We start from the raw sequence: 20,273 nt of genomic DNA, 5'->3' as shown, positions 1-20,273 counted from the left end.
TCCACCGTTATTCTTTAGGTTCAGCTAGTTCGACCGTTAACTTTCCATTTTCCTTCACTAGTGTACCAGTTCGAGCTGATTGTTTGGTTACAAAACCTTTACCGATGACGTCGAGCTTCAAATCATATAAGCTGACGAGTTTCTTAACGTCTCGTTGCGACCATCCCGTCAAATTCGGCATCTTGAATGTGTTCGCAGTCTTCAGCAAGACACGCTCTCCGCTGACGAACTCTTGACCACGAGATGGGATCTGCGAAACAACTTCTGCCCCATCCCCAAGGATGATCGGAACAGCCTCTTGTTCTTTAGCCAACTCCGTCGCTTGTCGAGTACTCTTCTTGATGTAGCTCGGTGTGATCTTCGCTTTAACATCCACTGAGTCTTTTTGCGTCTCCGGTTGAATGCTTCGGTACTGCAAAGCCGTATTCATGACACTTTTGAATACCGGGCTCATGATGAGGGGTCCTGAAACCGATGATTCACTTTTTGATGGACGATCGACCGCAATGTACATGATTAATTCCGGATCATCTTTTGGAGCCATACCGATGAATGAGTGAATGAACTGCCCTTGAATATACTTTCCATTCTCAGAAATTTGAGCTGTACCGGTCTTACCGATGACACGGTAGTCTTTTAACTTGTACATTTGACCGGTTCCGATTTTACTGTTGACGACACCGTCAAGTGCATCCCGCGTCGCTTTTGCTGCTTCGGCTGAAATCGGCTTACCGACGACTTCCGTTTTCGCCCGGTACGGCGCTTTATCCGTATGGTCCGCCTTTTGGATGATATGCGGTTTGACCATTTCACCGTCACCAGCAATTGCCGTCGCCCCTTGGAGCAATTGCATTGGTGTGACCGCAGTTGATTGTCCCCATGAGGTGATGAGCGCATTCAACGGTTTTGACAAATCAGATTGACTATTTACTTCTCCCGAGATGTCTATACCCGTTCGTTGGTCAAAATGAAACTTCTTAAAGTATTCTTTATATCGTTCGATTCCTATTTTTTCCGCCGTCAACTTTGAGAACATGACGTTCGAGGAGTGGTATACACCCTCGATCATCGGAATCGTTCCCCAACCGACATCATTGTAATCCTTGATGACCGTTCCTTTATAATTATAGCTACCCGATTTATACATTTCGTTCGGACGGAAGACTCCCGCGTCAATCGCTGCTGCGAGCGTGAAAATCTTCATCGTCGAACCAGGTTCGAATCGGGAGGAAACAGCAAAATTCGTGAAATCCTTCATGTCACGTAAGTTCGGGTTGAACGATGGACGATCCGCCATAGCAAGAATTTCACCAGTCTTCGCATCCATGACAATTCCTGTCGCATTTTTCGGCTTATATGTGTTGTACATTTTTTGCATCTGTTTCTCGAGCGACTGTTGAATGCGATGATCGATCGTCAAATAGAGGTTCGATCCGTCCTTCGGTTCATTCGAGACACGCGACGAACCTTGGATCAACGGATTACCGCTCCGGTCTTTCTCGAAGACACGTGCTCCGTAAGATTCGCTCAAGGCATGATCATACTGTTTTTCGATTCCCATCTGTCCTTGTAAAGCGACACGACCATTCTCCTCCGTGATCTTTTGGACGAATCCGAGTGTATCGGACAAAAAGATACCGTTCGGGTAGTATCGTTTTGGTTCTTCGATCATCCGGATTCCAGGGAGTTTCAACTTGTCGATCTTCTCTTTTTGATCGAGCGTTAAATCATTTCCTTTTTTTCCGAATTCGATTTGAGAACGGTCTTTGTTCTCAATCAAATACGTCTCTAATTCCTTCGTTGTCATTCCAAGAATCGGTGCAAGACCTTCAGCCGTCTTTTTAAAGTCAATGATTGTCTCGTCCGGATCTTTTACGCCACCTAATCGGTAAATACCGATTAGGTGATACGATGGGACGTTGATCGCAATCGGGGAACCGAGACGATCAAAAATCTCACCACGCTCTGCTCCAAGCGTTTCCTGCGACTCCCATCGCTTTTTCTCAGCATAGGCGATCATGTCCTCCCCATGGAATTGTTTAGTTGTCGCCAAGTATAAAAATCGGCCAATGAACACAAAAAAGAGAGTAGCAAATATCATCATGATAAAGGCTACTCTCCAACGGGATTTTTTCAGTGGATTCATTTAGGAATCACCTTGATATTCCCTTTACGCATATCAAGACCCTGCTCTTTTGCAATCTTATAAATCCGTTCCGGAGAGCTTAAGTTCGTGACCTCTAGTTGTAAACGTTCATTTTCTTTTTTGAGTGACTGTGTGACTTGATTTTCTTTCGCTAAATCACGACTGACATTATACGCTTCGTTGTGCGTACTGATCGTCAAACTCCCAAATAACACAAGACCACCAATCATCGCGCTGTATAAGAATTTTTCAAAGGGATACAAGCGATACTTCGGACGGACGGCGACGCGACGCGCGATATCTTCCGTCTTCCGTGGTTCCTGAACAGGTTGTTGACGAACGGGTTGAACCGTTTGGACCGATTTACGAAGTGGTTCTGCCATTGGAATGCTCCTCTCAAGTTTCTTTCATTTTTTCAGCAACTCGTAATTTTGCCGATCGGGCGCGACGGTTATCATCGAGCTCTTCAACACCAGCCGTAATCGGCTTGCGTGTGACGAGCCGGAGTTCCGGCTCCATTTCGACCGGTATCATCGGTAAACCCGGTGGAAGCTCGGGTAGTGATGATTTTTCTTTAATTGCTTGTTTACACATACGATCTTCAAGTGAATGGAACGTAATGACACATAGACGTCCACCGACCCGTAATAAATCGATTGCTTGGTGTACCGCACGGTCAAAGACATTCAGTTCATCATTGACGGCAATCCGGATTGCTTGGAACGTCCGTTTCGCAGGGTGACCACCTTTACGTCGTGCTGGTGCCGGAATCGCATCCTTGATCAATTCGACGAGTTCAAATGTCGTTTCGATCGGTCGCTCTTCCCGCGCTTTTTCGATTTTACGCGCAATCTGTTTTGAGAATTTCTCTTCCCCGTATGTAAAGAAGATACGTACGAGATCATTGTACGACCACTCATTGACAACTTCGTAGGCAGAAAGTGGAGAAGATTGATCCATGCGCATGTCGAGACGTGCGTCGTGATTGTAACTAAATCCCCGTTCCCCTTCGTCTAATTGTGGTGAAGAGACACCGAGATCGAATAAGATGCCGTCCACTTTCTCGACGCCATGTGCTGCTAACTGCTCTTTTAAATAAGCAAAATTACTCTTTATTAAAGTAAAGCGACCTTCATACGCCGCGAGACGTTCTGCTGCATGAGCGAGGGCGACATCATCTTGGTCAAATGCGTATAGATGACCTGTCGTCAGTTGCTTGACGATTTCTTCGCTATGTCCTGCTCCACCTAATGTACAATCGACATAAATACCGTCGGGTTTAATCGCGAGTCCTTCGATTGACTCCCATTTCAATACCGTTTCATGCTCAAACATGTCCTGCCTCACCTTTCACTGTCCTTGAAGGACGTTACTCTTTTTCAATGTATCACATTCTCTCGTGAAAACGTTACGAAAATGAGACAGTTTCCTTGATTTATTTAACTTTTGTGTAATTTTCGCTAAAAAATCAAAAAAACCTGCTAGTTTCAGCAGGTTTAAAGGAAAATCTTCAGTTGTTCAGTCTCATTCGCCTCATAGGCGTTCCTTAAGTCCCGAACAAAATCAGGCCCATGATAATTCAACCACGGTAGGATGGAATGAATCCGTTCTTGTGGTGCTCCATCAGGAAGGAGATGGTAAGCCGTCTCTTTATATTGCCGTGTTTGTCGATCGAACTGACGTCGATCTTCTACTAACAGACTAGCAATCGATTGTTCGAGTTGTTTCTTGATTTTCTCACTCTTACTCGAAGTTCGCAGTAACTGATGTTCAAGCGAAAGGAATTCAGATACGAAACTATCTTTTAGCATCGCTGCCGTCTGCAGGTGCCCTGTCATCTGTTCTTCCGAATAGACCGGAATCGGAACGCCTGACCGAACGATTTCTTCAAGTGATACGCCGAGCTTCTTCAGCCGTTTTTCATCGCTATGGCGCACTAGTAATCCGCCCATGCGAGGAATCAACAACGGCATCGTCCACTTCAGGTGATGAAAGAGCGGTCGTAAGCGTGTCCAGTACGCTAATTCTCCCGGACCACCGATATAGGCAAGCGTCGGGAACAGGTAATCCTGCATCAATGGACGCGTGACGACACTGTTGGAGAAACGTTCCGGACTGGCGTATAGTAATGCGATCAACTCAAGCTCCGTATACTGCTTCCCTTGTTTCGTCTCAAATCCACTTGCTGTCGGATAAAGTAACTGACGACCGTGATCATCGACGAAAAGATGCGCCGCTTCCTCGTTCAAGAATGTATCTGGTAACTCTTGCGTCTGTGAAATACCATCTGTTAATGCTCGTCTAAATTCCGCATTGTCTTGAATCAACCGTTCAAAGAACGGAATCTCGAGTTCACGGACAAAATGTGTGTCCGCATCAAAGAAGACGACATCAAAATCGATCAATTCACCAATCAATTGTGAGAAAAACATCCCGTACGATGTACATGCTTCAACGAGTTGCTTCAGACGCGTAACTAATCGTTTCGTATGCACCGTCTCCGGCATCGCTCGGAACGTCTCTTCGATGATTTCAAGAAGTGCTGCTTGATCAAAGGACAATCGACTGACCGAGCGGGCAATCGTTTCAGCAGGAGCGACTGCGATTTTTCGTGTTTGAAAATCTGCTGTCGGAACATATACATGATTGATCTCATCAAAGTCGTGGTCTTCGGTCGCGAGCCAAAAAATCGGAACGACAGGACGATCAAGTGTCACTTCCGCCTGCTGCGCGACCTTAAGACAGGTCAACAATTTATAGATAGCATATAATGGTCCGCCAAAAATACCAGTTTGTTGTCCTGTAATCACGGCTTGTGCCTCACCCGTCCGAAGCTTCGCGACACGCTCCCGCAAACGCTCCGTCATATTTGGATTTTGGCGTTCGAGTTCGTCTGTCAGCGCTGCAAGATGCGGATAGCGGCGTTCTTCAAGCAAGCGGCTTCTCGACGCTAAACCACTCGTTCCGAGGTGATCGACATATGTTAAGAATTCTTCTCGTGAAGCACGATGCATTAACGAGTTGTCATCATATAAGGCTTCAAATGGTTGTACCTTCAAACAAAATCCCTTCTTTCTTACCTAACTCGTCAGCTAATGAACAGTTGACGTATACCGAGCACGAACAACACGAAATGGACGGGTAATGCCAGTAAGATAATGATCCTCCAACTATGCCGAATCATTTGTCTTAAATCGACATCAAGTTGTCGAATCCGTTGCCAGAGCGCGTTTAACGCAAACACCAACAACACGACGATGACGATCCACCCTAAGTAGTTTGTTCCAGTTAAGGCAATCAATGCGACATGAATGGCATACAGAACGATGAACGTCCCGAAGTCGAGTGCAAATCGAACGGCCTTCCCGTGTTTTCGAAACAGAAGTAAAAAAACGAGATACAACGCAATCAGGCTGAATAAAGGAAAAATGATGAAGACCGTCACTGCGGACCCTCCCTCTGTTTGATCTGTTCATAATAAAAAGATAAACGTGGCGTCGCAGTCGTTGCCTGACGTAACGCATATCCAAGTATCGGTTCCACTTCTGTCTGTCGTCCGTGCTCAAGATCTCGTAACATCGAAGAACGATTTTTACTCGTGCTCTTCATGATTCGCTCGATTTCAGAATAAGTAATGCTATGATTCGGAAAAATCGTCTGCATTTCGTCAAACAATTGACGTGCTTCTTGTCGATAAGGCATCTCTAGCAAGAACCCATTCTCGACACCGTAATAAGCCGTCACTGGATTGATGACGACGTTGATGAACAGCTTCGTCAACAAGACCGCTTCCATATCCGATTCGAATTCAAAACGGAGCTGTTTTGACGACAAGTTCGCTACCTCTTGATTTCCGTAGCGAATACGTCCTTGTCCAGTATGCTGGACTTCAAACGGCGCAGTGCGCATGGCACCATGTTCGACTACACCGAATAAGACATGAGGCAATTGCTTTTTCCATTTCAAATGATCCATTCCATTTTGCAGGAACATGACGGGACACGTCAGCCGTTTAAGGAATGGAATCACACTTTTTATATCATACGACTTTGTCGCGACAAACACCAAGTCTTCTGACTCGAGCCGATCAATCTTCCGGATCCGTACGAGACGACTCGCTTGTCCATCGCGAATGATCGGTCGTTCCTCTTCTTGTTCTCGTCGCACATAAAGCGTGACTGCATGCTCTTCCGATAAATAAGAGGCAAGCAACAACCCGATGGCACCCGCGCCAATGATTCCAACATTCATCTAGTCATATCCCCTTTCATGAAAAAAACGACCTTAAAACCGATTTCTCGATTCGAAGGTCGCTTTTATACCGATCAATCAGCTTATTTGCTGACGATTTCTTTACCTTTGTACGAGCCACATGCTTTACAAACACGGTGTGAAAGTTTCATTTCACCACAGTTTGGGCACTCGACCATACCTGGTACACGGAGTTTGAAATGAGTACGGCGAAGACGTTTGCGTGTTTTCGACGTTCTGCGGAATGGTACTGCCATCGTTGTCCACCTCCTTGAAAAAATACACTCGCCTTTACTTCAGAAATCAGGAATCCTGATCTTTTTTAAAGAACTGAGCGAGACCCGCGAGTCGCGGATCGATTTTTGGTTCGGTTTCCTCTGGATCTTCTTCAGAAAGAATCGTCCAGCCTTCCCCCTCAACCAACTGATTCTCTTCATCATCCCCATGCACTTGCACTGGCACATGAAGTAAAATCAATTCTTGCACGAGCGGTCGAAGATCGACCGTATTCCCGATCGGTACGTTGATGTCATCTGCTTCGTTCGAAACAGCATCGACCTCGAGCAGGAATGGCTCGATGGATTCAATCTCGAATGGATAAGCGACGTCATTTAGCGTCCGGGCATCCGGAAGCGTCATTTCGCCAGTGATCCGAAGATTGAATATTAATTGATTCGATGTAAACGATGCATTTGCACGAACGTGCACAGGTTGCACCGCCCGGATATCCGGATGGAGGGCGACTAGCTCATTGAGCTCGATCGTCTCGTTAACCTGAAGTTGACCCAGATTGCGCAATTTATTCAATTGCATCAGGGACCATTTCATCCGAATCACCTCAATTGCAACAATATGAATTATAGAGAGGACATCTTGTTTTGTCAATGTTTTTTCTTTACACTGAAATCGCTAGAGAACGAACACTTTTGGACGTCTTTATCCATATTACCGCACTTATTTCGGTTTGCAAAGGAGAAAGTTTTCATGAGGATGACAGCTATCATTTCAGAGTACAATCCGTTTCATAACGGACACTATTATCAAGCGACGACAGCACGACGGGAAACCGATGCCGACATCATAGTCGCCATCATGAGTGGGACGTTCATGCAGCGTGGTGAGCCCGCCTTTACGGACAAATGGACACGTGCTCAAGCAGCAGTCGCAAGTGGTGCCGTTGATCTCGTTCTCGAACTTCCTTTTTATTTTGCCGTACAACGCGCGGATCGTTTTGCGCTCGGTGGGGTAACGATTGCTGAGACGATTGGTTGTGAGTCGCTTTCGTTCGGAAGCGAATGTGGTGATATCCAACCTTTTCTGCATGCAGCAGCGGAACAGATTGAAGAAACGACTGCGTACAAGCAAGCGTTACGCGACGGATTAACAGTAGGGCTTTCTTCCGCTCACGCTGCCAGTCAAGCGTTCAAGCGTGTCTCGCAGACGCTTGACTTGACGCAACCGAACAATACACTCGGTTATTATTATGCTCGCGCCACAAAGAATCTATTGCTTCACACGACGAAACGGATTGGAAGTGGCTATCATGATCTATCAACCGGAGATATCATGAGTGCCACTGCGATACGCGCCCATTACCAAACACATGGTCAGCTACTCGGACTTCCCGAACAGACGGAGAACGTCCTAACAAACGCCTCTTTCGCTCATTTTTCGCACTATTATCCATGGATTCGCCAACGTCTATTGACGACTCCTCTATCCGAGTTGATACGAATCGCCGGAATTGACGATTCATTAGCTCCTCGTCTCATCGAAGGTGCCAAACAAGCAGAGACATTCGATTTCTTTTTAGATTACGTCAAAACACGCCGTTATACGCGTACGAGTCTGCAGCGTGCCCTTATCTATCTGTTGACTTCAACGACAGCAGAGGAGGTCGCACGGATTGATTATGACCATGTTGGTTTCGTTCGCCCCCTCGCTTTTTCAGAACGAGGACGACTGGCACTTAAGAACATCAAAACGCGTGTCCCTGTTTTCAGTACGTTCACGAATCATCCTTGGCTAACGAAAGAAAGCCAAGTCACAGCTGCATACGCACTGCCCTTGGCTCGCTACGACGCGTTGCTCGAACACCGCCGCTTTCCTTATTTCGCTGGAAGTTCTTCCAAATAATCAATCGCATCTTCAACCGTTTTGATCGGAACGAGCTTCATGTTCGTTCCGAGTTTTTTGATGGATGGTTTAGCTTCTTTGTAGTTTTCTCCTGCTGGCACGAACATGATTTCTGCTTCCGCCTCGTCAGCAGCGACGACCTTTTGCCACGCTCCACCGATTGGCCCAACCTTTCCGCCTTCTTCAATTGTCCCCGTACCGGCAATCTTATGTCCTTTCGCCAAATCACCTGGCGTCAATTGATCATAGATTTCAAGCGTGAACATCATCCCAGCAGAAGGACCACCGACATCTTCAACCCGAAATTCGATTTCAGGATCTGTCGTTACGTTAGAAATCGGTAATGGTTCATAAATACCGAGCCCGACTCGTTTGACTTCTTTCGATAACTGATCCACCCGAATTGTCGTCTTCTTGATTTCCGATTTACGCGAGAATTGAATCGGAACGGCTGTTTTTGCTTTTTTTGATTGAATCGTCTTCATGAATCCGTCAAACGACGTAATCGGTTTTCCGTCGACACCCGTGATTCGGTCCCCAGCCTTCAGTTTTCCTTCGGCTGGACCTCCTGGAATGACACCGGAAACGTAGACTCCTTTAAAGTCGACATCGACTTTTTTATCCGCTAATTCGTATGCCTCTATCGTAGCGTTATGCTGCGCTTCTTCCATGTATAGCTTCTGACGTGTTTCATACTGTGCGTCTGACTCACCGTCGTACAAATAATCACTTACACTAGATGTTTCAGAAAACGGCAGGAAGAGGCTTTCTACGAGGAAATAAGGGGTTGCCCGACGCTGAGCGATCGTCAACATCATCAAATCTCCTGGTTCCTTGTCGCCCCCAGACACATCAATCAAATCTTCCGTCGATGTCGCATCACCTGGATAGGAGATGAAATAGGGAAGTGGCACGAAGAATACGAGCAGGGCCGCGATGACCGCTGCTAAGGCCGGTTTCCAAGCTTTCATTATAGTTCTCCTTTCGTATATTTCTGACGTAGCGCCTCTTCTACAGAAGGTGGCACGAGATCAGCGACGGAAGCACCGTATTTAGCCGCTTCCTTGACGATCGAAGAACTCAAAAAGGAATATTGATTGTTCGTCATCATGAACAGTGTCTCGATTTGATCGTTCATCTTTTTGTTGATGGATGCGACTTGCATTTCGTATTCAAAATCCGAAACTGCTCGTAGACCGCGTACAATCGCGGTTGCACCGACTTCCGCCGCGTAATCGACAAGCAATCCATTAAAGGAATCGACTTTGATTTGAGGTAGGTGCGATGTCACATCAGCGATCAACTCCATCCGTTCCTCGACAGAAAAGAGCGGTTGCTTTGAAGAATTATTCAGTACAGCAACGATGATCTCATCAAAAATTGGAACGGCACGCTCGATGATGTCTAAATGTCCGTTCGTGATCGGATCAAAGCTACCTGGGCAAATGGCGATTCGTTTCATACGTGGTCTTCCTCCGCTTCCATGAATTCGTATAACGTGATTGAGATGACAGCGGAATAACGAAGTCGACGAACGACCTCTAGCCGTCCAATCCGGTCCGGTAATACAACCGCAGAGTCATGTTCACAGACGATGACACCATTGTCCGTTAGCATATCGTGTTGCTCTATGTACGTGACATGTTCCGTCAATCGCTCTTTTGCATAGGGAGGGTCTAGATAAATCAACTTAAACGGCTCTTCAGATGCGAGTTCCGTTAAAGCGATCGCTACATCTTTTTTTAAAACACGTGCTTGGTCCGTATAGCGCGTCGTTCGTAAATTATCTTGGATCGTTTGGATCGCTTTATGGTGTTGGTCGACGAACACTGCCTCATCGCATCCTCTTGACAGAGACTCGATACCAAGACCTCCGCTCCCCGCAAACAAATCAAGCGCTCGTCCTCCGTTGAAATAAGGACCGATGACGTTGAATAATGATTCTTTTACTTTATCCGTCGTCGGTCGTGTTTGATCCCCTGGCACTGCTTTTAATCGTGTACCTTTCCGTTCCCCTGAAATGACTCGCATTTCCTTCATTCCTTTCAACAAAGAAGCGACGAGGATGTCCTCATCGCTCCATGGATTATGCTTCTTCTGGCATTTTACCTTTTTTGTTCGCGAACGTCTCCGTGATGAACGGTCGTTCTGAACGTTTGATCGATTCGACGAACGGGAGAGTCGAAATGACTTCCATTACCTGTTCATGCTGATCTAAATCGACATACAGATGAACGTATCGTTCACGTTTAGACGTAAAGTAGACGTTCCCGTAACGGCGTAATTGACGGGATGCTTTCATCGCATTGACATAGACGATGAGTCCCACTCGTTCCTTGATCACGCCAGCCTACCCCCTTCACCTTCGTTATCCGCTACAGCTACAGCTGCCACCGGTCGAACAACCTCCAGCGCATCCTTGATCGAAGAAAGGATTTCCCGTCGGTACTTTAATTTGCGGCGATACTTCTCCAGCGAGCTTCAGACTGATTTGTCCGAGTAACGTTTCGAGTTGTTTTTCCGCCTTTTTAAACTGCGCGACTTCCTCTTGTAAATCAAGTCGCCGTTTGACTTCATGGACCTTTTTCGTGATCGTCTGATAGTCAGGATGATACCGTCCGAATCGTTGTACGAGTTCGTAGTCCTCCTTGACTTGATGAAAATCGCGAATGACAGCCTGTGCCTCTGTTGACTCTTGCTGTGCTTGTTTCGCACATCTATATGCTTGCCCCGTTTCACTTTGAGCGAGAGATCGAATGAGGTCTTCCGCTGCGTTGATGAGGTCAATCGTCTTATCGGTATATATCACAACGAATCTCCTCCTTAACTTTACCATCTTATCATAACATTTCTCTCCCTCCTAGCCCGTTGAATTGTGTATAATTTGTTCAGAAGGAAGGAATGAACTTTATGCAACTGCTCTCTTTTAATATGTTCCGGACGATCGGAATCAAGACGGAACATGCTAAGTCAGATTATCACTTTGATTCCTTAAAAAAGATTGAACAGGCGGATGTCGTCCTGTTCCCCGAATACTGGCAAATCCACTCAATCATCTACGGGATGAAAAAGCCGATTTTCCCGTCTGCCGCCACGTTCCATCTGGGGCATGACAAGATCGAGATGACGCGGATTTTTCAAACCGTCATTCCGGATAACATCCCTCGGACCGGCATCTATGGAAAAAATGAATTCACCGTCGAACGTGTCTTACGTGAATTCTCGTTTCCGTTCGTTGCGAAGACAGTCCGTAGCTCCATGGGACAAGGTGTCCATCTCATCAAAAATGAAACAGACTGGAAGAAATACACGGACACACACGAGACGTTCTATATTCAGGAGTACATCCCGAACGAAAAGGATTTGCGTGTCGTCGTCGTCGGTGATCAAGTCCTCGCTGCGTACTGGCGTGTCGGCGGCGCACAGTTCTTAAATAATGTCGCTCAAGGTGGCGTCCTTGATTTTGATGACGTCCCACAAGATGCGATTGATTTCGTGCTCGCGCTCGCGAAACAGCTCGATATCGATCATGCTGGTTTTGATCTCATCATTCGTGACGGACAATGGTACGTTCTCGAGTTCAACGTCTTCTTCGGTGGCGAAGGACTCAACCACCTCGGTATCCATGCACCGGACACGATTCTTGAATACGTCGAACGAAAATATGGAAGTTCATGAATTCTTCAAAATGACTTCACAACTTTTACGTCACCGTTTCATTCATTATGGTATGATAGTTTGGAAAGACTAGTATCTACTAGCAAACTGGGGTATAGGGGGATTCAAGCATGAAGTTTGAACAATATGGTATTGAAGGCAAGGAACTCAAGTTCGGTCTTCTCGAAACAATCATGGATCATCACCGTTTCGTCCGCGAAGGACAGTGGGATTACGAGCGTGCGATGTACGACATGAAATACGAAAAACAATCAACAGGTGAAGTATTCTACCTTCGTGTTCCAGTCTATGCGATCCAAGGCGAGATCGAAGACCGTCACGCTGTCGTCCGTATGATGACACCGCTTCTTGGAAAGCATTACTATCCACACGGTGTCGAGTATGATGAGACGTTCCCTCCGGAAATCGTCAAAGACTGTGAGCGTCGTTTAGCGGCACTCCTTGAAACACTTGAAAAATAAGCTACATGCAGAGGTTCCAGTCGGGACCTCTATTTTTTTATCTTTTTCCCCATGAAAAAAGTCGATGAACCTCGTATTACTTACGAAGTCATCGACTCATCGCCTATCTGTATGGTGTCACAAGGCGTTCGTTTGTTTCGTTTTAACGCGCGACGAATTGTACGTAAGATACGACGTCATCTCCGAGCTGAATTCCAAGTTGTTGACGGACGTGTTGATAGAGCGCATGCAGTGATGTCGCTGGAGCATCCACCTTCACACTAAATGCAATCTCTTCTCGGTCCATCCGTTTGATTCGGGAGTGATGGACCCCGTAATCCTCGATCGCACAAGCAAGTAACTCTTCGATCGCTTGAACAGAGACGGTCACATCTCCTTGCATGTAATCTTCATAAGTCATCTTCCTTCACTCCTTCGCTAATTGTGTGACCGAAGACATGACTTCTTCCAAATCAACCGGTTCGTCCGGTGTCTTCGCCATCGATGAGATGGCCCGTACTTTATTTTCACGGTCTAAAATGAACATTTGCGTTCCGTGCGTCACTAAGCCGCTTTCTGCTTTTGAATAATAGAAGTTCAACTGACGTGTCAGACGATCGATGACGACCGGATCTCCTGTCAGTACTCTCCATCCTTTGGCATCTGCTTCAAAGTTCGAAGCATACGTTTTTAAGACTTTCGGTGTATCGACTTTCGGATCAACTGTCACTGCGACGAGTTCGACGTCACTTCCGTACAACTCTTCACTCCGAAGCTTTTTCTCAAGTTTTCGATAATCATTTAGCGTCAACGGACAAATATCAGGACAATTCGAATAGAAGAATGTCAACACCTTGACCTTTCCATCTTCCGAGTTGAACGACTTACCGTCTACGGCATTCGTTAATTCAAATGGTGTCGGCTCCGCGATGACAGGTAACTTTTCTTTCATGAAGAAATAATAATATCCCCCTGCTGCCGCAACTAAGATGAGGACAACGGCAGCGACCGTCAAATAACTATTCTTTTTCAAGTTGGCTCCCCCTTAATGACTCCAGATCGCCCGGAATACGTTCGTCGTCTCACCTGGATCGTAGACGACATATAACAAGCAGTAGACGATGACGCCCGTGATTGCCGTCAAAAACCAAATGATCGAAGCAACTGGTCCGATTTTACGGTGACGCGCAAAGTTCTTCTTGTAGGCATGATAGAGCGCCATCAGCCCAAGCACCCCACCTGATGTCGCAAGTAGGATGTGGAAAATCAAGAATCCTGTATAGTATGGTTTGACGGATGCAGGACCGCCAAATGCTGTATTACCCAGCAAAATTGTCCGCAAAGCGTACATGATGAAAAACAGTAAGGCAAGTGCAGCAGCGATCGTCATCACGGTTTGGTGAGCTTTCATGTTGCGACGTGTCTGGGCAATCAAGAACCAGCCAATCGCTACAAAAATCGCGCTGATGACAATCAGCGATACACAAATCAACGGCAAATAACTCATGTTCCAACTTCCTCCAATTTAATCCGCTTTGGGTGTGAAGGACATACCTTCATCCACGGCAGTACTTTTCGAACGGCGTACCCATGTAAAGAAGGTCAATCCGAAGAATAGACCATATACGAGTTCTTGACCGAGCTTCATAAGGACACCGCCGAAGCGTTGATCCTCTAGTAAGTCATCAGTCGTTCCAAGCAATCGTTCCAAGTTCAATCCGCTCAAATCATTGTTCGGCATACAATAGGCGAGTACTTTCGCGAATGTTGCCGGATCTTGATAGGCTTGATACTGAAAACTTTGACTGAAGATCATGAACGCACATGCTGGTGTTAATAAGACACCGTTCGCGACGATATAGACCATCTTCTTCAAGTCAGATAAACTGTCGTCTTCGTTGACAGGTGCGATGATCGGATACCACATCGTCATGCTCAAGAAAATCAGGGTTCCATGAAACAGACGGTGGACGGTATAGTTCGTCAAGACATAATCAAAAATAAATGGCATATGATAGAACGTAAACAAGGCATTAAAAACGACAAGTGCAATCAACGGCTTGACGAAGAAACGAAGAATCTTCCCAAGATACGGGATATTGAACAAGCGCTTATAAAGCCACTCTGGTATCGCAATCAACAAGAGCGGCGGTGCGACCATGTAGACGAACACCATCTGCAACATATGTGCTGAGAAAGTGATATGCGCTAGCAAGTCTAATGGACTTCCAAAACCGATGTAAAAAACGATTAATGCCGCAAGCATAGAAAATTTTTGCCCGAGCGTTGTTTCCGGCTCATCCGGACGACGCAGCTTTTCTGTCACGACAGCATATAGAATATACAATCCAATGAGTATCAACGCATAATACGGACTCCATAAGATAGTCCAATCAAATTGCGAAAGTGCTCCCCTTAAATTGCCTAACATTTTTCTTCACCCCGTTCCTTTCTCTTACAAACTAAGATTACCGTTCCCCTATTTCATTGTAAAGGTTTCTCATAAAACGATTCCAAAATAAAAGACCATCCTGCTAAACGTTAGCAGAATGGTCACATTTCTTACCAGATCAACAGACGGAGCGTCGCGACGATCGTCAAGGCGACGAATACGCCAAGACCCATCATGACTTTAATCCATGTGTTGCCTTTATTGTTCATGTGCATGAACATATAAAGCTGGAGATAAACTTGAACGATTGCCATGATGATCAGGAAGCCACCAGCTGCCCAGTGAGGCATGAGATCTGCCATAACAGCACCGAAAGCGATAAGCGTCAAGAAAATCATGAGTGCGAAACTGATGAGTTGCAGTTGAGTCTCACGACCACGTTCTGCTTTCATTTCGAGTTCGACTTGATTGCGTGTTAATTGCGGTTCGTGTTTTTCCATCTTATTTCACCATCCCCATGAGGTAGACGACTGAGAAGATAAAGACCCAGACGACGTCAATGAAGTGCCAGTAAAGACTTGAAACATAATACTTCGGCGCATTCACGACCGTGATGCCACGATTCCAGTTCCGGATCAACAATGTCGAAATCCAGAGAAGACCGAACAAGACGTGTCCACCGTGGAAACCAACGAGTGTATAGAAGGCAGAACCAAATGCACTCGACGTGAACGTATGACCGATGTGGTAGTAGTGATTGAACTCATAGATCTCACCACTTAAGAATCCAAGACCGAGAAGCAATGTGATGATGAGCCAAAGCTTCATCTTTTTCACATCGTTACGTTTCATTGCCATCATCGCAAGAACGCTTGTCAACGAACTTGTCAAGAGGAGCATCGTCATGATGAAGACGAGACCCATTTCGAAGATGTCATAACTGCGTAGACCTTCTTTCGCACCGGAGTTATGAAGTCCGATGTATGTCCCGAAGAGAGAGGCGAACAAAGTCGTCTCTCCTCCAAGGAAGAACCAGAAGGCTACATATTTATTCTTACCCTCAAGTGTTGCTTTTTCAACATGATCCGGAATACCGGTGATCGGGTTGTTTGGTACTGAATGATGACCCATCTTACTTCGCCTCCTTTTCTGCTTCAAGGCGTAGATCTTCTTCGACGACTGATTTCGGGATGTAGTATCCTTCATCGTCGATCCAAGAACGGAAGAACATCGCGATGAATGTCATCGCAAGACCGACCAAGGCAATGACAAGACCGACAGTACCGTAATCTAGACGAAGAATGAATCCAAGACCTGCAAGGAACAGACCGACTGACATGACGAACGGCAAGATCGAGTTGTTCGGCATGTGGATATCACCGACTTCTTCTGAAACAGAGACTGTTTTGTTACCTGCCATTTTTTCGAGCCAGTACGTATCCAAACCTTTGACGAGTGGAATTTGTGCGAAGTTGTACTCTGGAGTTGGAACAGGAAGTGTCCACTCAAGCGTACGTCCATCGCCCCATACGTCGCGTTTTACATATTCTTTTGACATCAATGCGGCAACGATCGAGATGACGAGAACGATCGTCGACACACCCATGAAGGCTGCACCGATTGAAGAAAGTAAGTTCATTGTTTCCCAGCCTTGGTTTGGCAAGTACGTGAAGACACGACGTGGCATACCTGTCAGACCAAGAATGTGTTGTGGGAAGAATGTCAAGTGGAAGCCGATGAAGAACAACCAGAATTGAATTTTACCCCAGAACTCATTGAGCTGTTTCCCGAACATGAGCGGGAACCAGTAGTAAAGACCTGCGAAGAGACCAAAGACGACCCCACCGACGATAACGTAGTGGAAGTGGGCAACGACGAAATAACTGTCGTGGTACTGGTAATCGGCAGGTGCTACCGAAAGCATGACCCCTGTCATACCACCAACAAGGAATGATGGAATGAAAGCGACCGAGTAAAGCATCGCGACTGGGAACGTCAACTTACCGCCCCATAGCGTAAAGAGCCAGTTGAAGATCTTGACCCCTGTCGGTACAGCGATTGCCATCGTCGCAACTGCGAAGATCGCGTTCGCAACCGGACCGAGACCGACTGTGAACATGTGGTGAACCCATACCATGAATCCGAGGAAACCGATCAACATCGTCGCAAAGACCATCGTCGTGTAACCGAAGAGACGCTTACGAGCAAATGTAGGAATGATTTCAGAGAAAATACCGAATGCCGGTAAGATCAAGATGTAAACTTCCGGGTGACCGAAGATCCAGAAGAGGTGTTCCCAGATGACGATGTTCCCGCCCGCTGCCGGGTCAAAGAAGTGCGCTCCGAAGAGGCGCTCGAACGTCAAGAGGAACAATCCAACCGTAAGTGGTGGGAATGCGAAAACGATCAAGGCAGAAGCAACGAATGCTGTCCATGTGAAGAGCGGCATCCGCATCAGTTTCATACCTGGTGCACGCATGTTCAAAATCGTAACGAGGAAGTTGATCCCCCCCATAAGTGTACCGAAACCAGAAATCTGTAACCCGAGTGAATAGAAGTCAACACCGAGTGACTCTGGTACTGTCGAGAGTGGCGCGTATGCTGTCCACCCTGCGTTTGGTGCAGCGCCGAAGAACCACGAAAGGTTCAGTAAGACTCCACCAAAGAAGAACAACCAAAAACCAAGTGCATTCAAGAACGGGAACGCAACGTCGCGTGCTCCGATTTGAAGCGGTACTGCTGCGTTCATGTAACCGATCAACATCGGCATCGCTGCCAAGAAGATCATCGTCGTACCGTGCATCGTAATCAATTGGTTAAAGAGTTCACCGCTGACGAAATCGTTCATCGGTTTAATCAATTGAAAACGAATCATTAGGGCTTCTACGCCACCGACCAGAAGGAAGAATAATCCGGAAATGATGTAGAGAATCCCGATTTTCTTATGGTCGACTGTCGTTAGCCAGTCCATGATGCCGCTTTTTTTCTGCGGCATACCCATAGTATGTGTCCCCACTATGATTCCCCCTTAAAAAATTATTGGAGCTTTTTGTCCAATAGATAATCTGCCAATTCGCTCAATTCTTCATCGCTGATCTTATCTTCAGAGAATCCAGGCATTTTCGTACCTTGTTTCTCTTTTTGTGGATCGCGAATCCATTTTTCGAGGTTTTCTTTATCATGTTTGAGGTAACCCGCGATACGCTGACGATCACCGAAGTTCGTCAAGCTAGGTGCGACTTTCCCGCCACCATGACAGCTGAGACAGTTCTGGGCATAGACTTGCTCACCAGTCGTCCAGTTCTTTTCGTTTTTCTTATCAAGCTGCTTCGTTTCTGCTTCTTTAGCAGCTTTCATGTCTTTCAACCATTTGTCGTAATCATCTTGCTCCATCGCAACGACTTTAAAGTCCATCAATGCGTGGGAAGGACCACACAACTCGGCACATTTACCGTAGTACGTGCCTGCTTCTTTGGCTTGTAACCACATTTCGTTATCAAGTCCTGGGTTTGTATCTGTCTTACCAGAAAGAGCAGGTACCCAGAATGAGTGGATGACGTCTTTAGACGTCAAGTTGACAGCAACACGTTTACCAACTGGGATGACGAGTTCTTGTCCTGTCGAAACACCTTTGTCTGGGTATTCGAATTCCCACCAGTAAAGGTTTGCTGTGACGTTGATTTGTTCGTTTTTCTTCGCTTCTTTTGCATCTGCGAGTTCAACCGTTGTTTTGATCGTCGGAATTGCAAGAACGATCAAAAGAAGAATCGGAATGACTGTCCAGATGATTTCAAGCGTATGGTTCCCTTCAACTTGCTTCGGAACCGTGTTATCACCTGATTTACGACGGAATTTCATAAGTACGTAAATATAAATGACGGCTACGATCGCAAGGACGAACAACATGACCCACAAGCTAAGCTTGATGATCTCAAGTTGCATTTCAGCGCCTTCTCCGCGAGGCTGTAGCGCAGACAATTCCGGAATTCCACAACCTGATAACATAAGTGCCATCAAGCCGATTGGAAGAAGCCGGAAGAGCATTTTTACTGATTTTTTCACAACCATCCCCACTTTCTTTGTCCCCAATTTTGTCTTTCGTAATGGTGTACGTGAATTATGTCAAATCGTTTTAGAGAGAAACGAGTACGACCGTCACGATCCAAGCCGTGAAATAAAACAGTGAGAAGAAGAACATCTTCGACGCCCATTTAATCTCGGCTTGTTCATCTTGGATCTTCAGACCTTTCAGTCCCATATAGAGCCAATATCCACCGAGCAATGCCATGACGATCATGTAGATGATGCCATAGTGTGCTAAGAGGAGTGATGATGGAATGAGTACTGCAATCCACCATACAATTTGTCGTTTCGTGATCGCGAATCCGTTTACGACAGGTAACATCGGGATACCTGCTGCCCGATACTCCTCTGTCCGTCGCATCGCGAGTGCAAGGAAATGTGGTGGTTGCCACACGAACATGATGAGGAATAAAATCCATGCATCAATGTGAAGCGTCGGAGTGACTGCCGCAAATCCAATGATTGGTGGCACCGCTCCTGATATACCACCTACGACTGTATTGATCGTATGCGTCCGCTTTAACCACATCGTATAAATGACGACGTAAACGAATGATCCGATCAATCCGAACACTGCCGCCACATGGTTGACGATCAACAACAATACCGTACCGGTCGCAAGAATCCCGAGTCCAAGTGCGAGTATCCGTTGTCCATCCATCTTCCCAGTAACGCTTGGTCTTCCCATCGTCCGTTCCATCTTGTAATCGATGTCCCGGTCAATGTAGTTATTGAGGTAGCAACTTCCGGCAATGACCAATCCACTCCCGAGAAGCGTCCACAATAACATCCACTTGGTTTGCCACAGATACAACAGGACATCATCCGTTATGTACGATGCCGCTACGACATACCCTGCGAAGACCGTAATCAGATTGGCACGGACGATACCCATTTTTGCTAGGGTGATATAGTCCTTGAATGTGGGTTGATCCGACTGCTCGATCGCCATATCCAGTGCCTCTCCAGTAACTTTCGCCATGCTGTTCCCTCCTTTTCACCATCTGCTTCCGTTTAGCACCTAGGCTTCACGTAATTTCTTCACAGAAATAACACAGACATGCCACGAAACGTCCTTTTCTCTATAAAAGATACCACATATTGAGGACCGTGACGTATGAAAATACTTTCGACATAATGAACAAAA

The 20,273-nt window shown here is 46.3% G+C and carries 25 protein-coding genes; 3 read left to right on the top strand and 22 right to left on the bottom strand.

The window, feature by feature from the left end; genetic code table 11:
* Window positions 1-7: 7 nt before the first annotated feature.
* From ACHWTJ_RS05855 to ACHWTJ_RS05820, 8 genes are all read right to left on the bottom strand, one after another.
* Window positions 8-2,020 carry a penicillin-binding protein gene (locus ACHWTJ_RS05855; protein ID WP_294740737.1) on the bottom strand — a complete coding sequence of 671 codons (2,013 nt, stop codon included), beginning with the start codon at window positions 2,018-2,020 and terminating at the stop codon, window positions 8-10.
* A 122-nt stretch (window positions 2,021-2,142) separates the two neighbouring features.
* A complete protein-coding gene (ftsL, locus tag ACHWTJ_RS05850) occupies window positions 2,143-2,529 on the bottom strand; it encodes a cell division protein FtsL (RefSeq protein WP_023468808.1) in 387 nt (128 codons plus the stop codon).
* Window positions 2,530-2,542: 13 nt separating this feature from the next.
* The gene (rsmH, locus tag ACHWTJ_RS05845) at window positions 2,543-3,481 is read right to left on the bottom strand and encodes a 16S rRNA (cytosine(1402)-N(4))-methyltransferase RsmH (protein ID WP_035396712.1); all 939 of its coding nucleotides are present in this window, start codon (window positions 3,479-3,481) and stop codon (window positions 2,543-2,545) included.
* A 161-nt stretch (window positions 3,482-3,642) separates the two neighbouring features.
* Window positions 3,643-5,205, bottom strand: a complete 1,563-nt coding sequence (gene bshC, locus ACHWTJ_RS05840) for a bacillithiol biosynthesis cysteine-adding enzyme BshC (RefSeq protein ID WP_394679253.1) — start codon at window positions 5,203-5,205, stop codon at window positions 3,643-3,645.
* A 29-nt stretch (window positions 5,206-5,234) separates the two neighbouring features.
* Window positions 5,235-5,591, bottom strand: coding sequence for a DUF3397 domain-containing protein (locus ACHWTJ_RS05835; protein WP_294740733.1), 357 nt, complete (start codon window positions 5,589-5,591; stop codon window positions 5,235-5,237).
* On the bottom strand, window positions 5,588-6,397 hold the full coding sequence (locus ACHWTJ_RS05830; protein WP_394679252.1) for a ketopantoate reductase family protein: 810 nt from the start codon (window positions 6,395-6,397) through the stop codon (window positions 5,588-5,590). Before ACHWTJ_RS05830 ends, ACHWTJ_RS05835 begins: the two co-directional genes overlap by 4 nt.
* A gap of 83 nt (window positions 6,398-6,480) precedes the next feature.
* Window positions 6,481-6,654 carry a 50S ribosomal protein L32 gene (rpmF, locus tag ACHWTJ_RS05825; RefSeq protein ID WP_012370841.1) on the bottom strand — a complete coding sequence of 58 codons (174 nt, stop codon included), beginning with the start codon at window positions 6,652-6,654 and terminating at the stop codon, window positions 6,481-6,483.
* A gap of 46 nt (window positions 6,655-6,700) precedes the next feature.
* Window positions 6,701-7,225, bottom strand: a complete 525-nt coding sequence (locus tag ACHWTJ_RS05820) for a DUF177 domain-containing protein (protein ID WP_023468813.1) — start codon at window positions 7,223-7,225, stop codon at window positions 6,701-6,703.
* 156 nt (window positions 7,226-7,381) lie between these two features.
* Here ACHWTJ_RS05820 and ACHWTJ_RS05815 point away from each other — a divergent pair, with 156 nt between their 5' ends.
* Window positions 7,382-8,533 carry a nucleotidyltransferase family protein gene (locus ACHWTJ_RS05815; RefSeq protein ID WP_294745537.1) on the top strand — a complete coding sequence of 384 codons (1,152 nt, stop codon included), beginning with the start codon at window positions 7,382-7,384 and terminating at the stop codon, window positions 8,531-8,533.
* Here the strand turns inward: ACHWTJ_RS05815 and ACHWTJ_RS05810 are convergent.
* The 5 genes from ACHWTJ_RS05810 to ACHWTJ_RS05790 are packed head-to-tail and all read right to left on the bottom strand — an operon-like array spanning window position 8,506 to window position 11,342.
* Window positions 8,506-9,504, bottom strand: coding sequence for a SepM family pheromone-processing serine protease (locus tag ACHWTJ_RS05810; protein ID WP_294740714.1), 999 nt, complete (start codon window positions 9,502-9,504; stop codon window positions 8,506-8,508). The two genes, ACHWTJ_RS05815 and ACHWTJ_RS05810, sit on opposite strands and share 28 nt — an antisense overlap.
* The gene (gene coaD, locus ACHWTJ_RS05805; RefSeq protein ID WP_294740712.1) at window positions 9,504-9,995 is read right to left on the bottom strand and encodes a pantetheine-phosphate adenylyltransferase; all 492 of its coding nucleotides are present in this window, start codon (window positions 9,993-9,995) and stop codon (window positions 9,504-9,506) included. Before coaD ends, ACHWTJ_RS05810 begins: the two co-directional genes overlap by 1 nt.
* Entirely contained in the window at window positions 9,992-10,573 is a 582-nt protein-coding gene (gene rsmD / locus ACHWTJ_RS05800; RefSeq protein WP_294745534.1) for a 16S rRNA (guanine(966)-N(2))-methyltransferase RsmD, read from the bottom strand. The genes coaD and rsmD overlap by 4 nt, the downstream gene beginning before the upstream one ends.
* Before the next feature lie 46 nt (window positions 10,574-10,619).
* Entirely contained in the window at window positions 10,620-10,877 is a 258-nt protein-coding gene (locus ACHWTJ_RS05795; protein WP_023468818.1) for a YlbG family protein, read from the bottom strand.
* A gap of 24 nt (window positions 10,878-10,901) precedes the next feature.
* Complete coding sequence (locus tag ACHWTJ_RS05790) at window positions 10,902-11,342, bottom strand: YlbF family regulator (RefSeq protein WP_214859713.1); 441 nt, start codon at window positions 11,340-11,342, stop codon at window positions 10,902-10,904.
* A 92-nt stretch (window positions 11,343-11,434) separates the two neighbouring features.
* Between ACHWTJ_RS05790 and ACHWTJ_RS05785 the strand changes: the two genes are divergently transcribed.
* On the top strand, window positions 11,435-12,211 hold the full coding sequence (locus ACHWTJ_RS05785; RefSeq protein WP_294745531.1) for a RimK family alpha-L-glutamate ligase: 777 nt from the start codon (window positions 11,435-11,437) through the stop codon (window positions 12,209-12,211).
* A gap of 110 nt (window positions 12,212-12,321) precedes the next feature.
* Entirely contained in the window at window positions 12,322-12,672 is a 351-nt protein-coding gene (locus ACHWTJ_RS05780; RefSeq protein ID WP_035406760.1) for a YugN family protein, read from the top strand.
* A 142-nt stretch (window positions 12,673-12,814) separates the two neighbouring features.
* Here ACHWTJ_RS05780 and ACHWTJ_RS05775 read toward each other — a convergent pair whose 3' ends face one another.
* The 9 genes from ACHWTJ_RS05775 to cyoE form a co-directional block, all read right to left on the bottom strand.
* A complete protein-coding gene (locus ACHWTJ_RS05775; protein ID WP_294740706.1) occupies window positions 12,815-13,072 on the bottom strand; it encodes a hypothetical protein in 258 nt (85 codons plus the stop codon).
* A gap of 6 nt (window positions 13,073-13,078) precedes the next feature.
* Window positions 13,079-13,684, bottom strand: coding sequence for an SCO family protein (locus ACHWTJ_RS05770; RefSeq protein ID WP_294740704.1), 606 nt, complete (start codon window positions 13,682-13,684; stop codon window positions 13,079-13,081).
* 12 nt (window positions 13,685-13,696) lie between these two features.
* Window positions 13,697-14,158: a DUF420 domain-containing protein gene (locus tag ACHWTJ_RS05765; RefSeq protein WP_290751586.1), complete on the bottom strand. Its 462-nt coding sequence runs from the start codon at window positions 14,156-14,158 to the stop codon at window positions 13,697-13,699.
* An 18-nt stretch (window positions 14,159-14,176) separates the two neighbouring features.
* On the bottom strand, window positions 14,177-15,082 hold the full coding sequence (gene ctaG / locus ACHWTJ_RS05760; RefSeq protein ID WP_294740700.1) for a cytochrome c oxidase assembly factor CtaG: 906 nt from the start codon (window positions 15,080-15,082) through the stop codon (window positions 14,177-14,179).
* Between the two features lie 131 nt (window positions 15,083-15,213).
* Complete coding sequence (locus ACHWTJ_RS05755; RefSeq protein ID WP_294740697.1) at window positions 15,214-15,543, bottom strand: cytochrome C oxidase subunit IV family protein; 330 nt, start codon at window positions 15,541-15,543, stop codon at window positions 15,214-15,216.
* A 1-nt stretch (window position 15,544) separates the two neighbouring features.
* Entirely contained in the window at window positions 15,545-16,174 is a 630-nt protein-coding gene (locus ACHWTJ_RS05750) for a cytochrome c oxidase subunit 3 (protein WP_035406743.1), read from the bottom strand.
* A gap of 1 nt (window position 16,175) precedes the next feature.
* A complete protein-coding gene (ctaD, locus tag ACHWTJ_RS05745; RefSeq protein ID WP_294743324.1) occupies window positions 16,176-18,044 on the bottom strand; it encodes a cytochrome c oxidase subunit I in 1,869 nt (622 codons plus the stop codon).
* A gap of 35 nt (window positions 18,045-18,079) precedes the next feature.
* Window positions 18,080-19,111 carry a cytochrome c oxidase subunit II gene (gene coxB / locus ACHWTJ_RS05740; protein WP_294740696.1) on the bottom strand — a complete coding sequence of 344 codons (1,032 nt, stop codon included), beginning with the start codon at window positions 19,109-19,111 and terminating at the stop codon, window positions 18,080-18,082.
* A gap of 64 nt (window positions 19,112-19,175) precedes the next feature.
* On the bottom strand, window positions 19,176-20,108 hold the full coding sequence (cyoE, locus tag ACHWTJ_RS05735) for a heme o synthase (protein ID WP_294740694.1): 933 nt from the start codon (window positions 20,106-20,108) through the stop codon (window positions 19,176-19,178).
* Between the last annotated feature and the right edge of the window lie 165 nt (window positions 20,109-20,273).

Source organism: uncultured Exiguobacterium sp. (genome assembly GCF_964277885.1).
Lineage (GTDB): Bacteria > Bacillota > Bacilli > Exiguobacteriales > Exiguobacteriaceae > Exiguobacterium_A.
The sequence above is the reverse complement of the archived record's forward strand: the minus strand, read 5'-3'. Positions and strand labels throughout refer to the sequence as shown.